The organism is Mesorhizobium silamurunense (genome assembly GCF_014843825.1).
Taxonomy (GTDB): Bacteria; Pseudomonadota; Alphaproteobacteria; order Rhizobiales; family Rhizobiaceae; genus Mesorhizobium; species Mesorhizobium silamurunense.
This window is the reverse complement of the sequence record NZ_JHQR01000286.1, coordinates 1-15,267: the sequence shown is the minus strand read 5'-3', so window position 1 is coordinate 15,267 and position 15,267 is coordinate 1. Positions and strand designations below refer to the sequence as shown.

Annotated in this window: 16 protein-coding genes and 1 tRNA gene; 12 read left to right on the top strand and 5 right to left on the bottom strand. The window is 64.7% G+C overall.

The genetic code is table 11. The annotated features are described in order from the left end of the window. Positions 1–354 precede the first annotated feature (354 nt). The 3 genes from DH10_RS29500 (at position 355) to DH10_RS29490 (ending at position 4,051) form a co-directional block, all read left to right on the top strand. A complete protein-coding gene (locus DH10_RS29500) occupies positions 355–1,848 on the top strand; it encodes an aldehyde dehydrogenase family protein (protein ID WP_192255332.1) in 1,494 nt (497 codons plus the stop codon). Between the two features lie 164 nt (positions 1,849–2,012). After that, a complete protein-coding gene (locus DH10_RS29495; protein WP_192255334.1) occupies positions 2,013–3,032 on the top strand; it encodes an LLM class flavin-dependent oxidoreductase in 1,020 nt (339 codons plus the stop codon). A 110-nt stretch (positions 3,033–3,142) separates the two neighbouring features. Next, positions 3,143–4,051, top strand: coding sequence for an SDR family oxidoreductase (locus DH10_RS29490; protein WP_343221637.1), 909 nt, complete (start codon positions 3,143–3,145; stop codon positions 4,049–4,051). Between the two features lie 18 nt (positions 4,052–4,069). On the opposite strand, the gene DH10_RS29485 is transcribed toward DH10_RS29490, so the two are convergent. Together DH10_RS29485 and DH10_RS29480 are read right to left on the bottom strand one after the other, a co-directional pair. Next, on the bottom strand, positions 4,070–4,396 hold the full coding sequence (locus tag DH10_RS29485; RefSeq protein ID WP_192255337.1) for a DMT family transporter: 327 nt from the start codon (positions 4,394–4,396) through the stop codon (positions 4,070–4,072). Next, positions 4,393–5,037, bottom strand: a complete 645-nt coding sequence (locus DH10_RS29480) for an FMN-dependent NADH-azoreductase (protein ID WP_192255339.1) — start codon at positions 5,035–5,037, stop codon at positions 4,393–4,395. Before DH10_RS29480 ends, DH10_RS29485 begins: the two co-directional genes overlap by 4 nt. A gap of 104 nt (positions 5,038–5,141) precedes the next feature. Here DH10_RS29480 and DH10_RS29475 point away from each other — a divergent pair, with 104 nt between their 5' ends. The 5 genes from DH10_RS29475 to DH10_RS29455 all read left to right on the top strand — a co-directional run bounded on the left by DH10_RS29475 (position 5,142) and on the right by DH10_RS29455 (position 10,781). Then, positions 5,142–6,065 (top strand): LysR family transcriptional regulator, encoded by a 924-nt coding sequence (locus tag DH10_RS29475; protein WP_192255341.1) that lies wholly within the window; start codon positions 5,142–5,144, stop codon positions 6,063–6,065. Between the two features lie 69 nt (positions 6,066–6,134). Then, complete coding sequence (locus DH10_RS29470; RefSeq protein ID WP_192255343.1) at positions 6,135–7,106, top strand: sugar ABC transporter substrate-binding protein; 972 nt, start codon at positions 6,135–6,137, stop codon at positions 7,104–7,106. A gap of 135 nt (positions 7,107–7,241) precedes the next feature. Further along, positions 7,242–8,750 (top strand): sugar ABC transporter ATP-binding protein, encoded by a 1,509-nt coding sequence (locus DH10_RS29465; protein WP_192255345.1) that lies wholly within the window; start codon positions 7,242–7,244, stop codon positions 8,748–8,750. Next, positions 8,747–9,763, top strand: coding sequence for an ABC transporter permease (locus DH10_RS29460; protein ID WP_192255347.1), 1,017 nt, complete (start codon positions 8,747–8,749; stop codon positions 9,761–9,763). Before DH10_RS29465 ends, DH10_RS29460 begins: the two co-directional genes overlap by 4 nt. Before the next feature lie 16 nt (positions 9,764–9,779). After that, positions 9,780–10,781, top strand: coding sequence for a LacI family DNA-binding transcriptional regulator (locus DH10_RS29455; protein ID WP_192255349.1), 1,002 nt, complete (start codon positions 9,780–9,782; stop codon positions 10,779–10,781). A 147-nt stretch (positions 10,782–10,928) separates the two neighbouring features. Here DH10_RS29455 and DH10_RS29450 read toward each other — a convergent pair whose 3' ends face one another. After that, positions 10,929–11,987, bottom strand: a complete 1,059-nt coding sequence (locus tag DH10_RS29450) for an ornithine cyclodeaminase (RefSeq protein WP_192255351.1) — start codon at positions 11,985–11,987, stop codon at positions 10,929–10,931. Positions 11,988–11,989: 2 nt separating this feature from the next. Continuing rightward, positions 11,990–12,922, bottom strand: coding sequence for an arginase (rocF, locus tag DH10_RS29445; RefSeq protein WP_192255353.1), 933 nt, complete (start codon positions 12,920–12,922; stop codon positions 11,990–11,992). A gap of 146 nt (positions 12,923–13,068) precedes the next feature. Between rocF and DH10_RS29440 the strand changes: the two genes are divergently transcribed. Together DH10_RS29440 and DH10_RS29435 are read left to right on the top strand one after the other, a co-directional pair. Then, positions 13,069–13,509, top strand: a complete 441-nt coding sequence (locus DH10_RS29440) for an Lrp/AsnC family transcriptional regulator (RefSeq protein WP_192255355.1) — start codon at positions 13,069–13,071, stop codon at positions 13,507–13,509. A 43-nt stretch (positions 13,510–13,552) separates the two neighbouring features. Further along, entirely contained in the window at positions 13,553–13,834 is a 282-nt protein-coding gene (locus tag DH10_RS29435; RefSeq protein ID WP_192255357.1) for a hypothetical protein, read from the top strand. 67 nt (positions 13,835–13,901) lie between these two features. Here the strand turns inward: DH10_RS29435 and DH10_RS29430 are convergent. Beyond that, positions 13,902–13,976 (bottom strand) — tRNA-Gly (locus tag DH10_RS29430). Between the two features lie 208 nt (positions 13,977–14,184). On the opposite strand from DH10_RS29430, the gene DH10_RS29425 reads away from it, so the two are divergent. Together DH10_RS29425 and trxA are read left to right on the top strand one after the other, a co-directional pair. Beyond that, positions 14,185–14,682 carry a prolyl-tRNA synthetase associated domain-containing protein gene (locus tag DH10_RS29425; protein WP_192255396.1) on the top strand — a complete coding sequence of 166 codons (498 nt, stop codon included), beginning with the start codon at positions 14,185–14,187 and terminating at the stop codon, positions 14,680–14,682. Positions 14,683–14,768: 86 nt separating this feature from the next. Beyond that, on the top strand, positions 14,769–15,267 hold a 499-nt coding region (gene trxA, locus DH10_RS29420), incomplete at its 3' end, for a thioredoxin (RefSeq protein ID WP_192385630.1).

The window sequence follows — 15,267 nt, the reverse complement described above, 5'->3', positions numbered from 1 at the left end:
CACGGCGAGCGCCGATGCGGCGCCGGTCAGCGCCGGCCGCCAGCCGCGCGTCACGCCGACGGCAAGCACGATGGTGAAGGCTTCGACCACCTCGACGAAGGACGCCAGGAAGGAAGCCGTCACGGTGGAGAGAACGGGCGTCAGTTCATGCATGAACGGGTACCGGGCTCCGTGTTTTGCCGCCCTTTCCAGAAGGCGGGCCGGTCCAGCCTTGTTCAGCAGGCGATGAAGCACAAAGTATGGCGGATGGATAGATCATCCGCCGGCGACTGGACATTCGACCGCAGGGGCGAACTTGCACCCATGCGCAGGCCGGTGTCATAACACCATGCTCATCAGAGGAAGCGGCTTCAGATGACGTTATCGGTGAGAGACCTTTCCCCGCGCACGCCGATCGACGGCCGGCACCGGCAGATGCTGATCGATGGCCAATGGTGCGATGCGGTCAGCGGCCGAACGCTCGAGACGCGCAACCCCGCCACCGGCGCGGTGATCGGCACCGTGCCGCGGGCCGATTCCAAGGATATCGACCTTGCGGTCGCCGCGGCGCGGCGCGCCTTCGAAGGGCCATGGAGCCGCTTCAAACCCTATGAGCGCCAGCTTTTGCTGCTCAGGATCGCCGATCTCATGGAGCGGCATTGGGAGGAGCTGGCGCTCTCCGACACCACCGACATGGGCATGCCGATCACCCGCACCTTGGCCAACCGGAACCGCGTGCTCGGCATGCTGCGCTTCTACGCCGGCATGGCGACGTCGATCCATGGCCAGACCATTGGCAATTCGCTGCCGGGCGAGATCGTCTCCTACACGAGCAAGGAGCCGGTCGGCGTGGTCGGCGCGATCATCCCCTGGAATGCGCCCACCGCCGCCTCGATCTGGAAGATCGGCCCGGCTTTGGCCACCGGCTGCACCATCGTCTTGAAGCCGTCGGAAGAAGCGCCGCTGACGCCGCTTCTGATCGCCGACCTGATGCAGGAAGCCGGCGTGCCGCCCGGCGTCGTCAATGTCGTGACCGGAACCGGCGCGGAGGCCGGCGCGCCCTTGGCCGCGCATATGGATGTCGACAAGCTGGTCTTCACCGGCTCGACCGCTACCGGCCAGGCGATCCTGCGCGCCTCGGCCGCCAACATGAAGCGCGTGTCGCTGGAGCTCGGCGGCAAGTCGCCGGTGATCGTCCTGGCCGACGCCGATATCGAGCGCGCCGTGCCGGTGGCGGCGATGTCGGTCTTCGCCAATTCCGGCCAGGTCTGCATCGCCGGTTCGCGGCTCTTCGTCGAGCGGCCGATCTATGAGGAGTTCGTCGAGCGCGTGGCTGCCTTTGCTGCCAAGCTTCGGATCGGCGACGGCGCCGATCCCGAGACCGAAATCGGACCGCTGATCTCGCCAAAACAGCTCGAACGCGTCAGCGGCTTCATCGCGGACGGCGCGCGCGAGGGCGCGCGGCTGGTGACGGGCGGCACCCGCATCACCGAAGGTGCCCTGGCCGCCGGCAATTTCATGACGCCGGGCGTGTTCGCGAGCGTCACCGACGGGATGCGCATCGCGCGCGAGGAAATTTTTGGGCCGATCATCTCGGCGCTGCCTTTCGACACGCTGGACGAAGCGGTGCGGCGCGGCAACGACACGCCCTACGGCCTCGGCGCCGGCGTGTTCACGAAGGATGTCGGCAAGGCGCATCAGCTCGCCAACCGGCTGCGCGCCGGCTCGGTCTGGGTCAATACCTATCACGCCATCGATCCGGCGGTGCCGTTCGGCGGCTACAAGATGAGCGGCTACGGCCGCGAGGGCGGCGCTGAGCATCTCGAGGAATATCTCAACACCAAGGGCGTCTGGATCCGGATCGATTGACGGTCTGTATCCGGCCGCGTTCCGTTGAACCGCCGCGCGGCTTTAACTATTTGCCTTGCGCAATCCCGAAGCGGGAGCCGTTGTACGCTTTTCCTGGTATTGCGCTGAAGCAACACAAGAGTTCGAGCGGCTCAGCGGTCCCGCTCTGAAGCGGAATGGAGCGCATGAAAAAGATCGGATTTCTGTCCTTCGGGCATTGGTCGCCCTCGCCGCAGTCGGGCACGCGCTCGGGCGCCGATGCGCTGCTGCAGTCGATCGACCTCGCGGTCGCGGCCGAGGAACTCGGCGCCGACGGCGCCTATTTCCGCGTCCACCATTTCGCCCGCCAGCTCGGCTCGCCGTTTCCGCTGCTTGCCGCGGCCGGCGCGAAGACCAAGCGCATCGAGCTCGGCACCGCTGTCATCGACATGCGCTACGAGAATCCGCTCTACATGGCCGAGGATGCGGGCGCCGCCGATCTCATCGCCGGCGGCCGGCTGCAGCTCGGCATCAGCCGCGGTTCGCCCGAGCAGGTGATCGATGGCTGGCGCTATTTCGGCTATGTACCGGAAGAGGGCAAGACCGACGCCGACATGGCGCGCCGTCATGCCGAAATCTTCCTCGATCTGTTGCGCGGCGAAGGTTTTGCCCAGCCCAACCCGCGGCCGATGTTCCCCAATCCGCCCGGCCTGCTCCGGCTCGAACCCTTTTCGGAGGGCTTGCGCGATCGCATCTGGTGGGGTGCGGCCACCAACGCCACCGCCGAATGGGCGGCGAAACTCGGCATGAACCTGCAGAGCTCGACGCTGAAATTCGACGAGGGCGGCCAGCCGCTGCACATCCAGCAGGCCGAGCAAATAAGAGCCTTCCGCGCCGCCTGGAAGGAGGCCGGCCACGCCAGGGAGCCGCGCGTCTCGGTCAGCCGCAGCATCTTCGCCTTGGTCAACGACATGGACCGCGCCTATTTCGGCGGCAGCGAGGGAGAGGACCATTTCGGCTACATCGAGCCGGAGAAGCGCGCCGTGTTCGGCCGCACCTATGCCGCCGAGCCGGACAAGCTCATAGAACAGCTCAAGGAGGACGAGGCGATCGCCGAGGCCGACACGCTGCTGCTCACCGTTCCCAACCAGCTCGGCGTCGACTACAACGCCCATGTCATCGAGGCGATCCTGAAGCACGTCGCGCCGGCGCTGGGCTGGCGGTGAGGCTGGGTGACCGCCCGGCTTCGCAATCGAACCGGGCAAATTTTCCGTTATGCGCGAATCCTTTCCGCCCGCCATCGCGTCTTAGCAAAGGCACGAAGGCCTTGCCGGGCATGCCTCTGCCCGATCGCGGAAAAGGAACGCACATGATTTTGGTGACAGGCGCGACAGGAATGAGCGGTCAGAAGATCGTCCGCGAGCTGGTGCAAAATGGAGTCTCGGCCAAGGCGGTCGTCAGAAGCGCTCGGAAGGCGACCACGGCGGGCCTCGACAAGCTTGCCGGCATTGATCTCGTCGAATGCGACATGCAGGACGAAAAAGGTCTGATTCCGGCACTCGAGGGGGTAGACCGCGCTTTGCTGATCTCGTCGGCAGGCCCGGACATGCGCGAAACGCAATGCCGCTTCATAGATGCCTGCAAGGCAGCCGGCGTCGGACATGTCGTCAAATTCTCGGGCGCGGAGTCCGGGATTGGCTTCGATCCGGCAAAATTCCGCTTCACGAGAATGCACGAGGAGATCGAAGATCACCTCGAAGCATCGGGCCTTGCCTGGACGCATTTGCGGCCGTCGCAATTCATGCAGGTCTATCTCAGGGAAGCGCCGACCATAGCCAGGGATCAAGAGCTGCGTCTGCCTTTCGGGGACACAGAGCTTTCTCCCGTGGCCATCGAGGATATCGCTAGGATCGCTTGCCGACTCCTGCGGGACGGCGGGCACGAGGGCGAAAGCCTGGACGTGACGGGACCGGAGGCTCTGACCATGCACGACGTCGCCGAGCGAATATCGGCCGCGATTGGGAGGCCGGTCAGATATGTGCCCATCAGCTCGGAAGAGCGTCGTCAAGCACTGCTGGAGAGCGGCGCGCCGGCCGGTTTCGTCGCCGCGATGGAAGAACAGCTCCAAGAGCGCCTCAAGCGGCCAAAATCGCGCGTCCATCTCGGAACACATGCGGCCTTCGGTGTCCGGCCGACCAATTTCGCGGAATTCGCCCGGACATATGCGAGCACCTTTTCCGGATAGGCTTGGGGCAGGAAACCTTCACGAGCTCACCTTCAAGCCGACCACGCCGAGGATGGTCACGGCGGCGAAGGTGAGCCGCACCGCGTCTGTGCTTTCGCCGAAGAGCACGATGCCGGCGGCTAAAGAGCCGACGGCGCCGATGCCGGTCCACACCGCATAGGCGGTACCGAGCGGCAGCACGGTCAGCGCCTTGGTCAGCAGGACGATGAAGATGACGAGCAGCACCAGTGAGACTGCTGCCCAGAGCGGCTCGGAAAATCCGGCCGATTTCTTGGTTGCCAGCGCCCAGGCGACGTCGGTGATACCCGAAATGATGAGCAGCAGCCATGCGAGCGACGGGCTCATGCGAGCCTCGCGGCGAAGCTCGCGGCGAGCCGGTGCACCTGGCCTTCGGTCCGTCTGGCGCCTGCCTCCATCGCTTCCGGCGCGCCGGTCGTCGGCGAAACGTGGACGATGTCGGCGTCCTTCAGGCCGATGAAAGCGAGCGCGGTGCGCAGATAAGGCGTGGCCAGATCCGGCCGGCCATAGCTCGGGCCTTCGGTGAAGTCGCCGGAGGTCGCCATCAGCACGGCGGTAGGGCGCGAGCGCAGCAAAGGCGAATAACCGGTCGCCGGATTGAAAGAAAAGCTCAGGCCGGGCTGCGTCATCAGGTCGAACAGGTGTTTCAGCCGGTATGGCACGCCGAGATTCCACATCGACGTCGAGATCAGGATCGCATCGGCGGCGTCGAGCCTCGCGACATAGTCGCCGATCAGCTTCCAGGCCCGGTCTTGCGCGTCGGTCAGCGGCGTGTTGGAGAGCTTGGCGTATTTGGCGTCGATCGCCGCGCCGTCGAAGGTCGGCAGGATGGCCGTCCAGATGTTGAACCGATCGACCTCGACCTTGGGCAGGCTCTCCTTCAGACGGGCCAGGAAATTCTGTGCCGCCCTGCTCGACCAGGAGCGTTCGGCGCGGGGCGAAGCTTCGATGTGCAGGATGCGGCTCATGTCCTTCTTCCGTCAGGCTGGCGTGTTTCCGGATCGCGATATACGTTCGCAGAGATGCGAGTGCATTTAGCAATTTCGCCATTCTCGTTCGCATGGATGCGAAGATGATTGACTACGACGACGTGCGGCTGGTGGCAGCCATCGCGACGGCGGGCGGCGTGCGCGGCGCGCAGGCAAGGCTTGGCACCCATATCGCGACGATCTACCGGCAGCTCAGGGAACTGGAAAAGCGAACCGGTGGCGCGTTGTTCGAGCGCCTCGGCGATAATCTCGTGCCCACCGCCAGGGCGGAGCCATTCCTCGGCGCGGCGGAAGATCTGCGGGATCGGCTTGCCAAGGTCGAACGACGTGTGGCGGCGCTGGACGACCGCCTGGTCGGACCGCTCAATGTGACGACGGCCGACACGCTGCTCGATACTGCCTCGGCCTGCCTCAAGGCCTTCAGCGCCGCGCATCCCGGCATCGCGCTGTCGCTGCAAGTGACCAACAGCTTCGCCGATCTCGGGCGCCGGGAGGCCGATGTCGCTATCCGCCCGACGCTGGCGCCGCCGGAAACGCTTGTCGGCCGGCGCGTAGCGCGCTTTTCCTACGCCGTCTACACAAGCTGCACGTCGCCTTGCAATGGCTGGATCGGTTTCGACGCGTCACTGTCCGCCTTGACGGCGGCGCAGTGGCTGAAGGCGAATGTCGCGGAGGACGAGATCATGCTGAGGGTCAACAGCCTGACCGCCGCTGCCGCGGCCGCCGAGGACGGCTGGGGTCGGGCGCTGCTGCCGGATTATCTGGGTGCTGCTCGCCGCCTTTCGCCGCTGGGCAAAAGCATCGAGGCGCTCGGTTCGGAGCTATGGGTGCTCTACCACCCGGACCTGAAGGGCAATCCGCGTGTGCGGGCCTTCAGCGATTTTTCGGCGAAGTGGCTGCGGGACACGGCTAAGCGCTGGTGCCCAGGCGACAACATAGCCAGGCGGTTGAACTGTCACAGCCGGCGACGCCTTCCAGTCTGCCTTACCATCGATATTGACACCTGATAAAATGTCACCCTAGTCTGCGTAATCGGTTACGTAACCGATTACGGATCATTAAAAGTGGAGGAAAGCATGAGCAAGGTTTCAAATACCCATGGGCTCGAGCTGAGCTCGTTCTCGCGTCGCCAGTTCCTGAAGACCAGCGCGCTCGCGGCCGGCGCGTTCGCGCTGCCGCTCGGTCCGGCCTTCGCGGCTGACAAGCCGAAGGTCGGCCTGGTCATGAAGTCTCTGGCCAACGAGTTCTTCAAACAGATGCAGGCCGGCGCCGAAGCTTACGCAGCCAAGAACAAGGACAAGTTCGATTTCGCCGCCGTCGGCATGAAGGATGAGCGCGACTTCGCCGCGCAGGTCGACGCCATCGAGAATTTCATCACCCAGAACTACAACATCATCGTCGTGGCGCCGGCCGATTCGAAGGCCATGGTCACGCCGATCGCCAAGGCGCTGAAGGCCGGCATCAAGGTCATCAACATCGACGTCGCCCTCGACGAGAAAGCCAAGAAGAAGGCCGGCATCGACCTCGCCTTCTTCGGTCCGGACAACCGCGCCGGCGCCAAGCTTGCCGGCGACGCGCTCGGCAAGGCGCTGGGCAAGGGCGGCAAGGTCGTCATCCTCGAAGGCAATCCGGAGGCCGACAACGCCAAGCAGCGCAAGCTCGGCTTCGACGATTCGGTGAAGGAGTACAAGCTGAAGCTGCTCGACAGCAAGACTGCGCATTGGGAGACCGAGGAAGCCAACACGCTGATGACCAACTTCCTCACCCAGCATCCCGACATCCAGGGCGTGATGGCGGCCAACGATTCGATGGCGCTCGGCGTCGTCAAGGCGATCGACGCCGCCGGCAAGTCCGGCCAGATCAAGGTCGTCGGCTTCGACAACATCCCGGCGGTCGGTCCGCTGCTCAAGGAAGGCAAGATGCTTGCCACCGTCGAGCAGTATGGCGCGCAGATGGCGGCCATGGGCATCGACTACGGCTTGCGCGAGCTCGCCGGCGAAAAATTCTCCGGCTGGGTCAAGACCGACGTCAAGCTGATCACCGCTTGAGACGAGCAAGGGCGCCGGCACTCCCTCTGGCGTCATCCCTCTGCTTGTCTCATCATCGCCGCCGGCAACTGCCGGCGGCGATGATGACGCGCTCGTGCCGCCTAGGCGGCAGCAGAGCGTAATTCAGGATTCTTGATGCCCATGGACGATGCGATTCTTTCCCTTCAAGGGGTCGGCAAGATCTTTCCCGGCGTCGTCGCGCTGAGCGACGTCTCGCTGTCGATCGCGCGCGGCGAAACTCATATCGTGCTGGGCGAGAACGGCGCCGGCAAGTCGACACTGATCAAGCTTCTGGCAGGCATCTACCAGCCGGACGCTGGCACGATCGCCTTCAACGGCGCGCCCTACCAGCCGAAGACGCCGCATGATGCTCAGCAGAGCGGCATCCGCATCGTGCATCAGGAGCTGAACCTTTTGCCCTATCTCAGCATCGCCGAGAATTTGATGCTGGAGAACCTGCCGCGTCGCGCCTTCGGCATCGTCGACCGCAAGGCGCTGAACCGGCGCGCCATGGCGCTGCTCAAGGAGGTCGGGCTCGAGATCGATCCGAGAACGCGGGTCGAGACGCTCGGCGTCGCCCAGATGCAACTGGTCGAGATCGCCAAGGCGCTGAGCTACGACAGCAAGCTGCTCGTTCTGGACGAGCCGACGGCGACGCTGACGCCGCCGGAGATCAAGCGGCTGTTCGCCATCATCAAGCGGCTCAAAGCCAAGGGCGTCACCATCATCTACATCTCGCACCGCCTGCACGAGGTGTTCGAGATCGGCGATCGGGTGACCATCTTGCGCAACGGCAGGCTGGTCGCGACCCGCGATCTCCATGGGCTCAGCGTGCCGGACTTGGTGCGCATGATGATCGGCCGCGACATCGCCGACGAATTCAGCTTCGACGCTTCGATCGTGCCGGGCAAGGTCGCGCTCAGCGTCAGCAATCTGAAGCGCAATGCCGCGACGCCCGCCATTTCCTTCGACGTCCGCCATGGCGAGATCCTGGGCGTAGCAGGCCTGGTCGGCAGCGGCCGCACCGAAGCCATGCGGGCTCTGTTCGGCGCCGATCCCAAGCTCGACGGCGTGGTGGAGATCGACGGCAGGCCGGTGGCGATCACGGCGCCCAAGGATGCCGTGCGGCATGGGCTCAGCCTGCTTACCGAGGACCGCAAGGGGCAGGGCCTGCTGCTCGACCTGGCCGTGGACAAGAACATTACCATCACCGATCTCGGCAAGGTCTCGCGGCACGGGCTGGTCAACCGCCGGGCGGAGTCCGCGGCAGCGACCGACCTTGTCGGCCAGTTGCGCGTCAAGGCGAGCTCGATCGAGCAGGCGGTGCGCAACCTCTCCGGCGGCAACCAGCAGAAGGTGGTGCTGGCCAAATGGCTGTTTCGCGGCACCTCGACGCTGATCCTCGACGAGCCGACGCGCGGCGTCGACATCGGCGCGCGGCGCGAGATCTACCAGCTTCTGTGGATGCTGGCGGCGGCCCAAAAAGGCATCATCATGGTGTCGTCCGACCTGCCCGAATTGATGGGCATGTGCCATCGCATCATCGTCTTTTCCAAGGACAGGATCGTCGGCGAAGTGCCGCGATCCGCATTCGACCAGGAGCGCATCCTGTCGCTCGCCTATCAGGAGTATGTGCGACCATGAGCGAGACGTCCGAGCCCCTCGTGTCGGCGCCCGTTTCTCCCAGCAGGGCGAAGTTCCTGCGCTTCCTGATCCGCGACGCCGGCGTCCTGCTCGCGCTGGTGCTGATCACGCTGTTCTTCTCGGCCAGCGCGCCCTATTTCGCCACGCCCGGCAATGCGCTGAAGATCTTCGTGCAGATCGCCATCAACACGGTGCTTGCCGCCGGCATGACCTTCGTCATCCTTACCGGCGGCATCGATCTTTCGGTCGGTTCGGTGCTGGCGCTCTGCACAGTCGTCGGCGCCACCGTCATGATCGATGAGAGCCTGTCGCCGGCCGTCGCAATAACACTGGCGCTGCTCGCCTGCATGGCGACGGGTGCTGCCTGCGGCTTCCTCAACGGCTGGATATCGACGCGCTGGAAGATCCCGTCCTTCATCGTCACCCTCGGCATGCTCAACATGGCAGCGGGTGCAGCCCGCGTCGTCAGCGACAATTCGACCATCACCGGCCTGCCGCAGAGCTTCGTCGATTTCGGCAATCTGATCATCGGCGGTTTCCTGCCCTCGATCTTCCTGGTCGCGGTGCTGGTGATCGCGGCCGGCTGGTTCGTGCTGCGCTTCACCGTCTTCGGCCGCATGATCTTCGCCGTCGGCACCAATGACGAGGCGGTGCGGCTCTCCGGCCACAATCCGGATTTCTACAAGGTCGCCGCCTTCACCATCAGCGGCTTGACGGCCGGCATCGCGGCGATGGTCTATCTCTTGCGCCTCAACATCGGCAGCCCGATCGCCGGCGTCGGCTACGAGCTCAACGCGATTGCCGCCGTCATCATCGGCGGCACCAGCCTCAGCGGCGGCAAGGGTTCGATCATCGGCACGCTGGTCGGCGCCTGCATCTTGCAGGTGCTGAGCACCGGGCTGCAGCTGCTCGGTGTCGGCGACAATTTCAAACCGATCGTGATCGGCCTTGTCATCGTGCTCGCCGTCATTCTAGACGCATATCGGGAGAGGCTGTTGCGGAGGATCCGCTAGAGGAATCGCTGGGACCATGACCACAATCGCCGATGTAGCGCGCCATGCCGGAGTGTCGGTCGCAACCGTCTCGCATGTGATGAACCACACGCGCCATGTCGAGCCGGAGACGGCCGAGCGCGTGCGCGCGGCGATCACCGCCTTGCGCTACAGCCCGAATTCGCTGGCGCGCAGCCTCAGGCGCGGCGAGACCAAGACCATCGGCCTCCTGCTCCCCGACAATTCCAATCCGTTCTTCGCCGGCGTCGCGCGCCAGATCGAGGATGCGGGCTTCGTCGCCGGCTATACGGTGATCCTGTGCAATTCCGACGGCAGCGCAGAAAAGGAAGAGCGCTATCTGTCGGTGTTGATGGCAAAGCAGATCGACGGGCTGATCTTTGCCGGCTCGTCCGACCATGCGCGGGTGTTCTCACACCTTTCCGCCGCCGTGCCGGCGGTGCTGCTCGACCGCGAGATCCATTCCGTCAATGTCGATTCCGTGCTGGTCGACCATGATCACGGCGGCTATCTCGCCGGCCGCTATCTGGTCGGGCTCGGTCACCGCAAGATCGGCGTCATCGGCGGCCCGCGCGATTCGAGCTCCAGCCCCGCCCGCCTGCGCGGCTTTACCCGCGCGCTCAAGGAATCAGGCCTGGAATTGCCCCCCGCATCGGTGGTCGATTCCGACTATCATTTCGCCGGCGGCCGCCTGGCGATGGAGCGGCTGATGGAACAGGCGCCGGAGATCACGGCGGTGTTCGCCTGCAACGACCTGATGGCCATGGGCGCCATCACCGCGCTGCGCTCGCGCGGCTTGCACGTGCCCGACGACATGTCGCTGATCGGTTTCGACGACATTCCCTATGCGGTCACCACCTGGCCGCCGCTGACGACGATCGCCCAGCCGATAGAGAAGATCGGCACGCGGGCGGTGAGCCTGCTGCTCGAGCGCGTCGGCGAGCCGGAAGCGCCGTCGCGCCGCGAGGTGCTGGCGCCGGTGCTGGTCGAGAGGGAAAGCTGCGCGGCGGCGCGCCAGTAGCGTCGATTAACGGCCACGATATCGCTTGCAGCATGATCGCCTGCGGCTTGCATTGCCAATCGCTGACGCTTGCGGCGCCGACCTGGCAAAGCAGGGGAACGCCATCTTCGGAACGTGCGATAGTCTGGGCGACCTCTACTAATCCCCTCAAGCCGCCGGCTGCATGGCGGCCCTAAGCAGCATGCCGAACAGGTCGCGCGGCTCGTCGGGGTCGGCGAGCAGGTCGAGCTCCTCGTAGAGGCCGGTGGCCGGGAGCTGGTCGCGGACATAGCGGAGCGCGGAAAAATCCTCGGTGGCGAAGCCGACGGAATCGAACAGCGTGATCTGTTCCGGCGCCTTGCGGCCCTCGGCCTGGCCGGTCATCACCTGCCACAGTTCGGTCACCGGATGGTCGGCGTCGAGCTGCTGGATCTCGCCCTCGATGCGGGTCTGCGGCGGGAACTCGACGAAGATGTCGGAGCGCAACAGGATATCGCGGTGCAGCTCCGTCTTGCCCGGGCAGTCGCCGCCGACCGCGTTGATGTGGACGCCGGAGCCCACCATGTTGTCGGTGAGAATCGTGGCGTACTGCTTGTCGGCGGTCACCGTGGTGATGATGTCGACGCCTTCCACCGCGTCCTGCCCGGTCGAACAGATGGTGATGTCGAAACCCTTGCCGGCGAGGTTGCGGGCGCATTTTTCCGAGGCCGAACGGTCGATGTCGTAGAGCCGCAGCCGATCGATGCCGAGCAGCGCCTTGAAGGCGATGGCCTGGAACTCGGACTGGGCGCCGTTGCCGATTATCGCCATCGCTCGCGAGCCCTTGGGCGCCAGATATTTCGCCGCGAGGGCGGAGGTGGCCGCGGTGCGCAGCGCCGTCAGGATCGTCATTTCGGTGAGCAGCATCGGATAGCCGGAGCCGACATCGGCAAGCACGCCGAAGGCGGTGACCGTCTGGCGGCCCTCGCGCATGTTCTTCGGATGACCGTTGACATATTTGAAGCCGTAGAGGCGGCCGTCGCTGGTCGGCATCAGCTCGATGACGCCGTCATGGCTGTGCGAGGCGACGCGCGGCGTCTTGTCGAACAGCTCCCAGCGGCGGAAATCCTCCTCGATATAGGCGGCGAGCTCGGTCAGGAAGCGCTCGACGCCGATGGCGAGCACCAGCTTCATCATGCGATCGACGCTGACGAAGGGAACGATGGCAAGGCGCGAAGGCTGGGTCATGGTCAGAGGCTTCCGGAATGGCTGCGGGTCGGGCGGTCCATGATGCGGCGGCCCATCAGGCTGGCGGTGAGATCGACCATCAGCGTCGCGGTGCGGCCACGCTCGTCGAGGAACGGGTTGAGCTCGACCAGGTCGAGGCTGGAGACGAGGCCGCTGTCGGACAGCATCTCCATCACCAGATGCGCCTCGCGGAAGGTGGCGCCGCCGGGCACGGTGGTGCCGACGGCCGGGGCGATCGACGGGTCGAGGAAGTCGACATCGAGACTGACATGCAGCAGCCCGTTTGCCTCTTCGACTTTGGCCAGGAAAGCGCGCAGCAGCGGGGCGATGCCATGCTCGTCGATGGCGCGCATGTCATGCACGGTCACGCCCGCCTCTTTCAGCGCGCGGCGCTCGGCCGGATCGACGCTGCGCAGGCCGATCGTGCAGATGCGGGCGGGGTCGACCGCGGCCGGCAGATCAGGGAAATAGCCAGTGAAGCCGGGGCGCCCGCTGGCATAGGCGAGCGGCACGCCGTGCAGATTGCCGCTTGTCGTGGTGTCGAGCGTGTGGAAATCGGGATGGGCGTCGAGCCACAGCACGAAGAGCGGCCGGCCGCGTTCGGCGGCGCGGCGCGCCACGCCGGACACCGTGCCGGCGGAGATCGAGTGGTCGCCGCCGAGGAAGATCGGCATGGCATCCTTCGAAGCCACATAGGCGGTCTCGGCGATCGCCGTCGTCCATGCGGAAATCTCCGGCAGCGCCTTGAGCGCAAGATTGCCATGTGCGACGGCGATCGCCTGAGCCTTCTGCACCGCGCCATAGTCCTCGACCTCATGGCCAAGCTCCGACAGCACCGAGACAAGCCCCGCAGTGCGCAACGCGCTCGGCCCCATCTCGCATCCCATCCTGCCCGCGCCGTCCTGCACCGGCGCGCCGACGATCCTGCAGCGCATGATTTTCTTCCGCCCTCTTGCGATTAGTCTGGCGATTGATCCGGTTATTGAACCATCGCGGCCTGGCGGTTTGAATAGGGAAAATTGGCATTTCGAGAAGGCTGATCTATCATATTGTGCAACTATCCTGATCGAAATGGACAATCATGGATACGCTCGACGAAAGACTGGTGACGCTTCTGAGGCACGATGCGCGGCGCAGCGTCTCCGATCTCGCGCTCGATCTCGGCGTTTCGCGCGCGACGGTCAGGGCACGCATGGAGCGGCTGGAGAAATCCGGCGAGATCATCGGCTATACGGTGGTGCTGCGCGCCGACGCGGTCGATCAGAAGATACGCGGCGTCATGCTGATCGAGATCGAGGGCCATGCCGCGGATCGCGTGATTAGGGCGCTCGGCGGCTTTCCCGAGGTGTCGACCATCCACACCACCAATGGCCGCTGGGACCTGGTGGTCGAGCTCGGAACCGCCTCGCTGACCGATTTCGACGCCGTGCTGCGGCGCATCCGGCTGATCCCGGGGATAACGGGGAGCGAGACGAGCTTGTTGCTGGCGACGCCGAGGACGACCAGGGCGCGGCTGGGGTAGGGAGGCGCAGCGATTGCGAAATGGCAAAAGCATGTTGAGGACGATGGCCGCAGGAGCCGGGATCGGTTTCGGCGCGTTTGTGATCACAATTTTCACGATGGGCGCCGGGCATGGCACCAACGTTCCCGGCTTCATCCTGATTCCGTGGACTATGCTGCTGATGTTGGCGGGTGCTGGGATCTCGACATTCTTGCTCAGCGCATGTGCTCAATTCGCGATCTATATTGCGCTCATCCGCTTCAGGCCGCTGCTTGCGCTACCCATCGGGATCGTTCATTGCGTCGCCGCGGTCTGGGGAATGGCGCGCAACGGAATCCTGTTCTGAAGGGCATCAACGCGAAAAAGCCGCGGAAATCGCGGCTTTTCGTTTGCTTGATCCTCGGTGAGGAAACTGGAGCGGGTGAGGCGATTCGAACGCCCGACCCCAACCTTGGCAAGGTTGTGCTCTACCCCTGAGCTACACCCGCTCGCGCGGCCTTGGGCCGCAAGCCGCGCCTATATGGCCGAAGAGCGCGCCGATTGCAACAGGGAAATGACGGTCTTTTTGGAGCTAGCTCTTCATACACTGAAGGTTCGTTTCGAACCGGCGGATTCCGCTGGCCCACCGGGGCGATCTTGCCCCGAGGGCATGGTTGGCCGTAAACGGCATAACCCTTCCCGATGATGCGAGGACCGATGCCGAAGACCGAAGCCGAGCTTTACGCCTTTCTTGCCGATCTCGGCATCTCCGTCTCGACGATGCGCCATCCGCCCTTGTTCACGGTCGCCGATTCGCAGGCGCTGCGCGGCGAGATTCCGGGCGGCCACACCAAGAACCTCTTCCTCAAGGACAAGAAGGACAATTTCTTTCTCGTCACCGTCGGCGAGGAGGCGGAGGTCGATCTCAAGCAGATCCATCACCTGATCGGTGCTTCCGGCCGCGTCTCGTTCGGCAGGCCGGAGATGCTGATGGAGCTGCTCGGCGTCATTCCCGGCGCGGTCACCGTCTTCGGCCTGATCAACGACACGGCCGGCCGGGTCAAGGTGGTTCTCGACCAGGAGTTGATGAGCCACGAGGTCATCAACGGCCATCCGTTGACCAATGAGGCGACGACGACCATTGCCGCCGCCGATCTCGTCAGATTCGTCGAGGCAACCGGCCACGATGCTGTTATCTTGAAAGTCTCGGCTTGATCGCCACATGGATGGCGAAAACCGAACTCCGACAATGACGCGCCGCGCCTTCATGCCGGCAGCAGTGCGACCGAAAGGGCGATGACATGAGTGACAACAACCCGTTCAGCGGCTCATTTGGCGGCAATGCCGGCCAGTACGCCCAATCCGTCCAGTATGGCGGGGCCGACCGCGCCAAGGTCTCGCTCGGCGAGGCACCGGCCGCCGCCGAGCTGATCAAGGACACCACGACCGCGACATTCGCGGCCGACGTCATCCAGGAATCGCGCCGCCAGCCGGTGCTGGTCGACTTCTGGGCGCCCTGGTGCGGCCCCTGCAAGCAGCTGACGCCGCAGCTCGAGAAGGCGGTCACGGCCGCCGGCGGCAAGGTCAAGCTGGTTAAGATGAACATCGACGACCATCCCTCGATCGCCGGCCAGCTCGGCATCCAGTCCATTCCCGCGGTCATCGCCTTCAAGGATGGTCAGCCGGTCGACGGCTTCATGGGCGCCATTCCCGAAAGCCAGATCACGCAATTCATCCAGAAGGTCGGCGGCAAGGGCGGCGGCGGCGCGCCGCAGATCACCGAAGCGCTGGCCGCGGCCG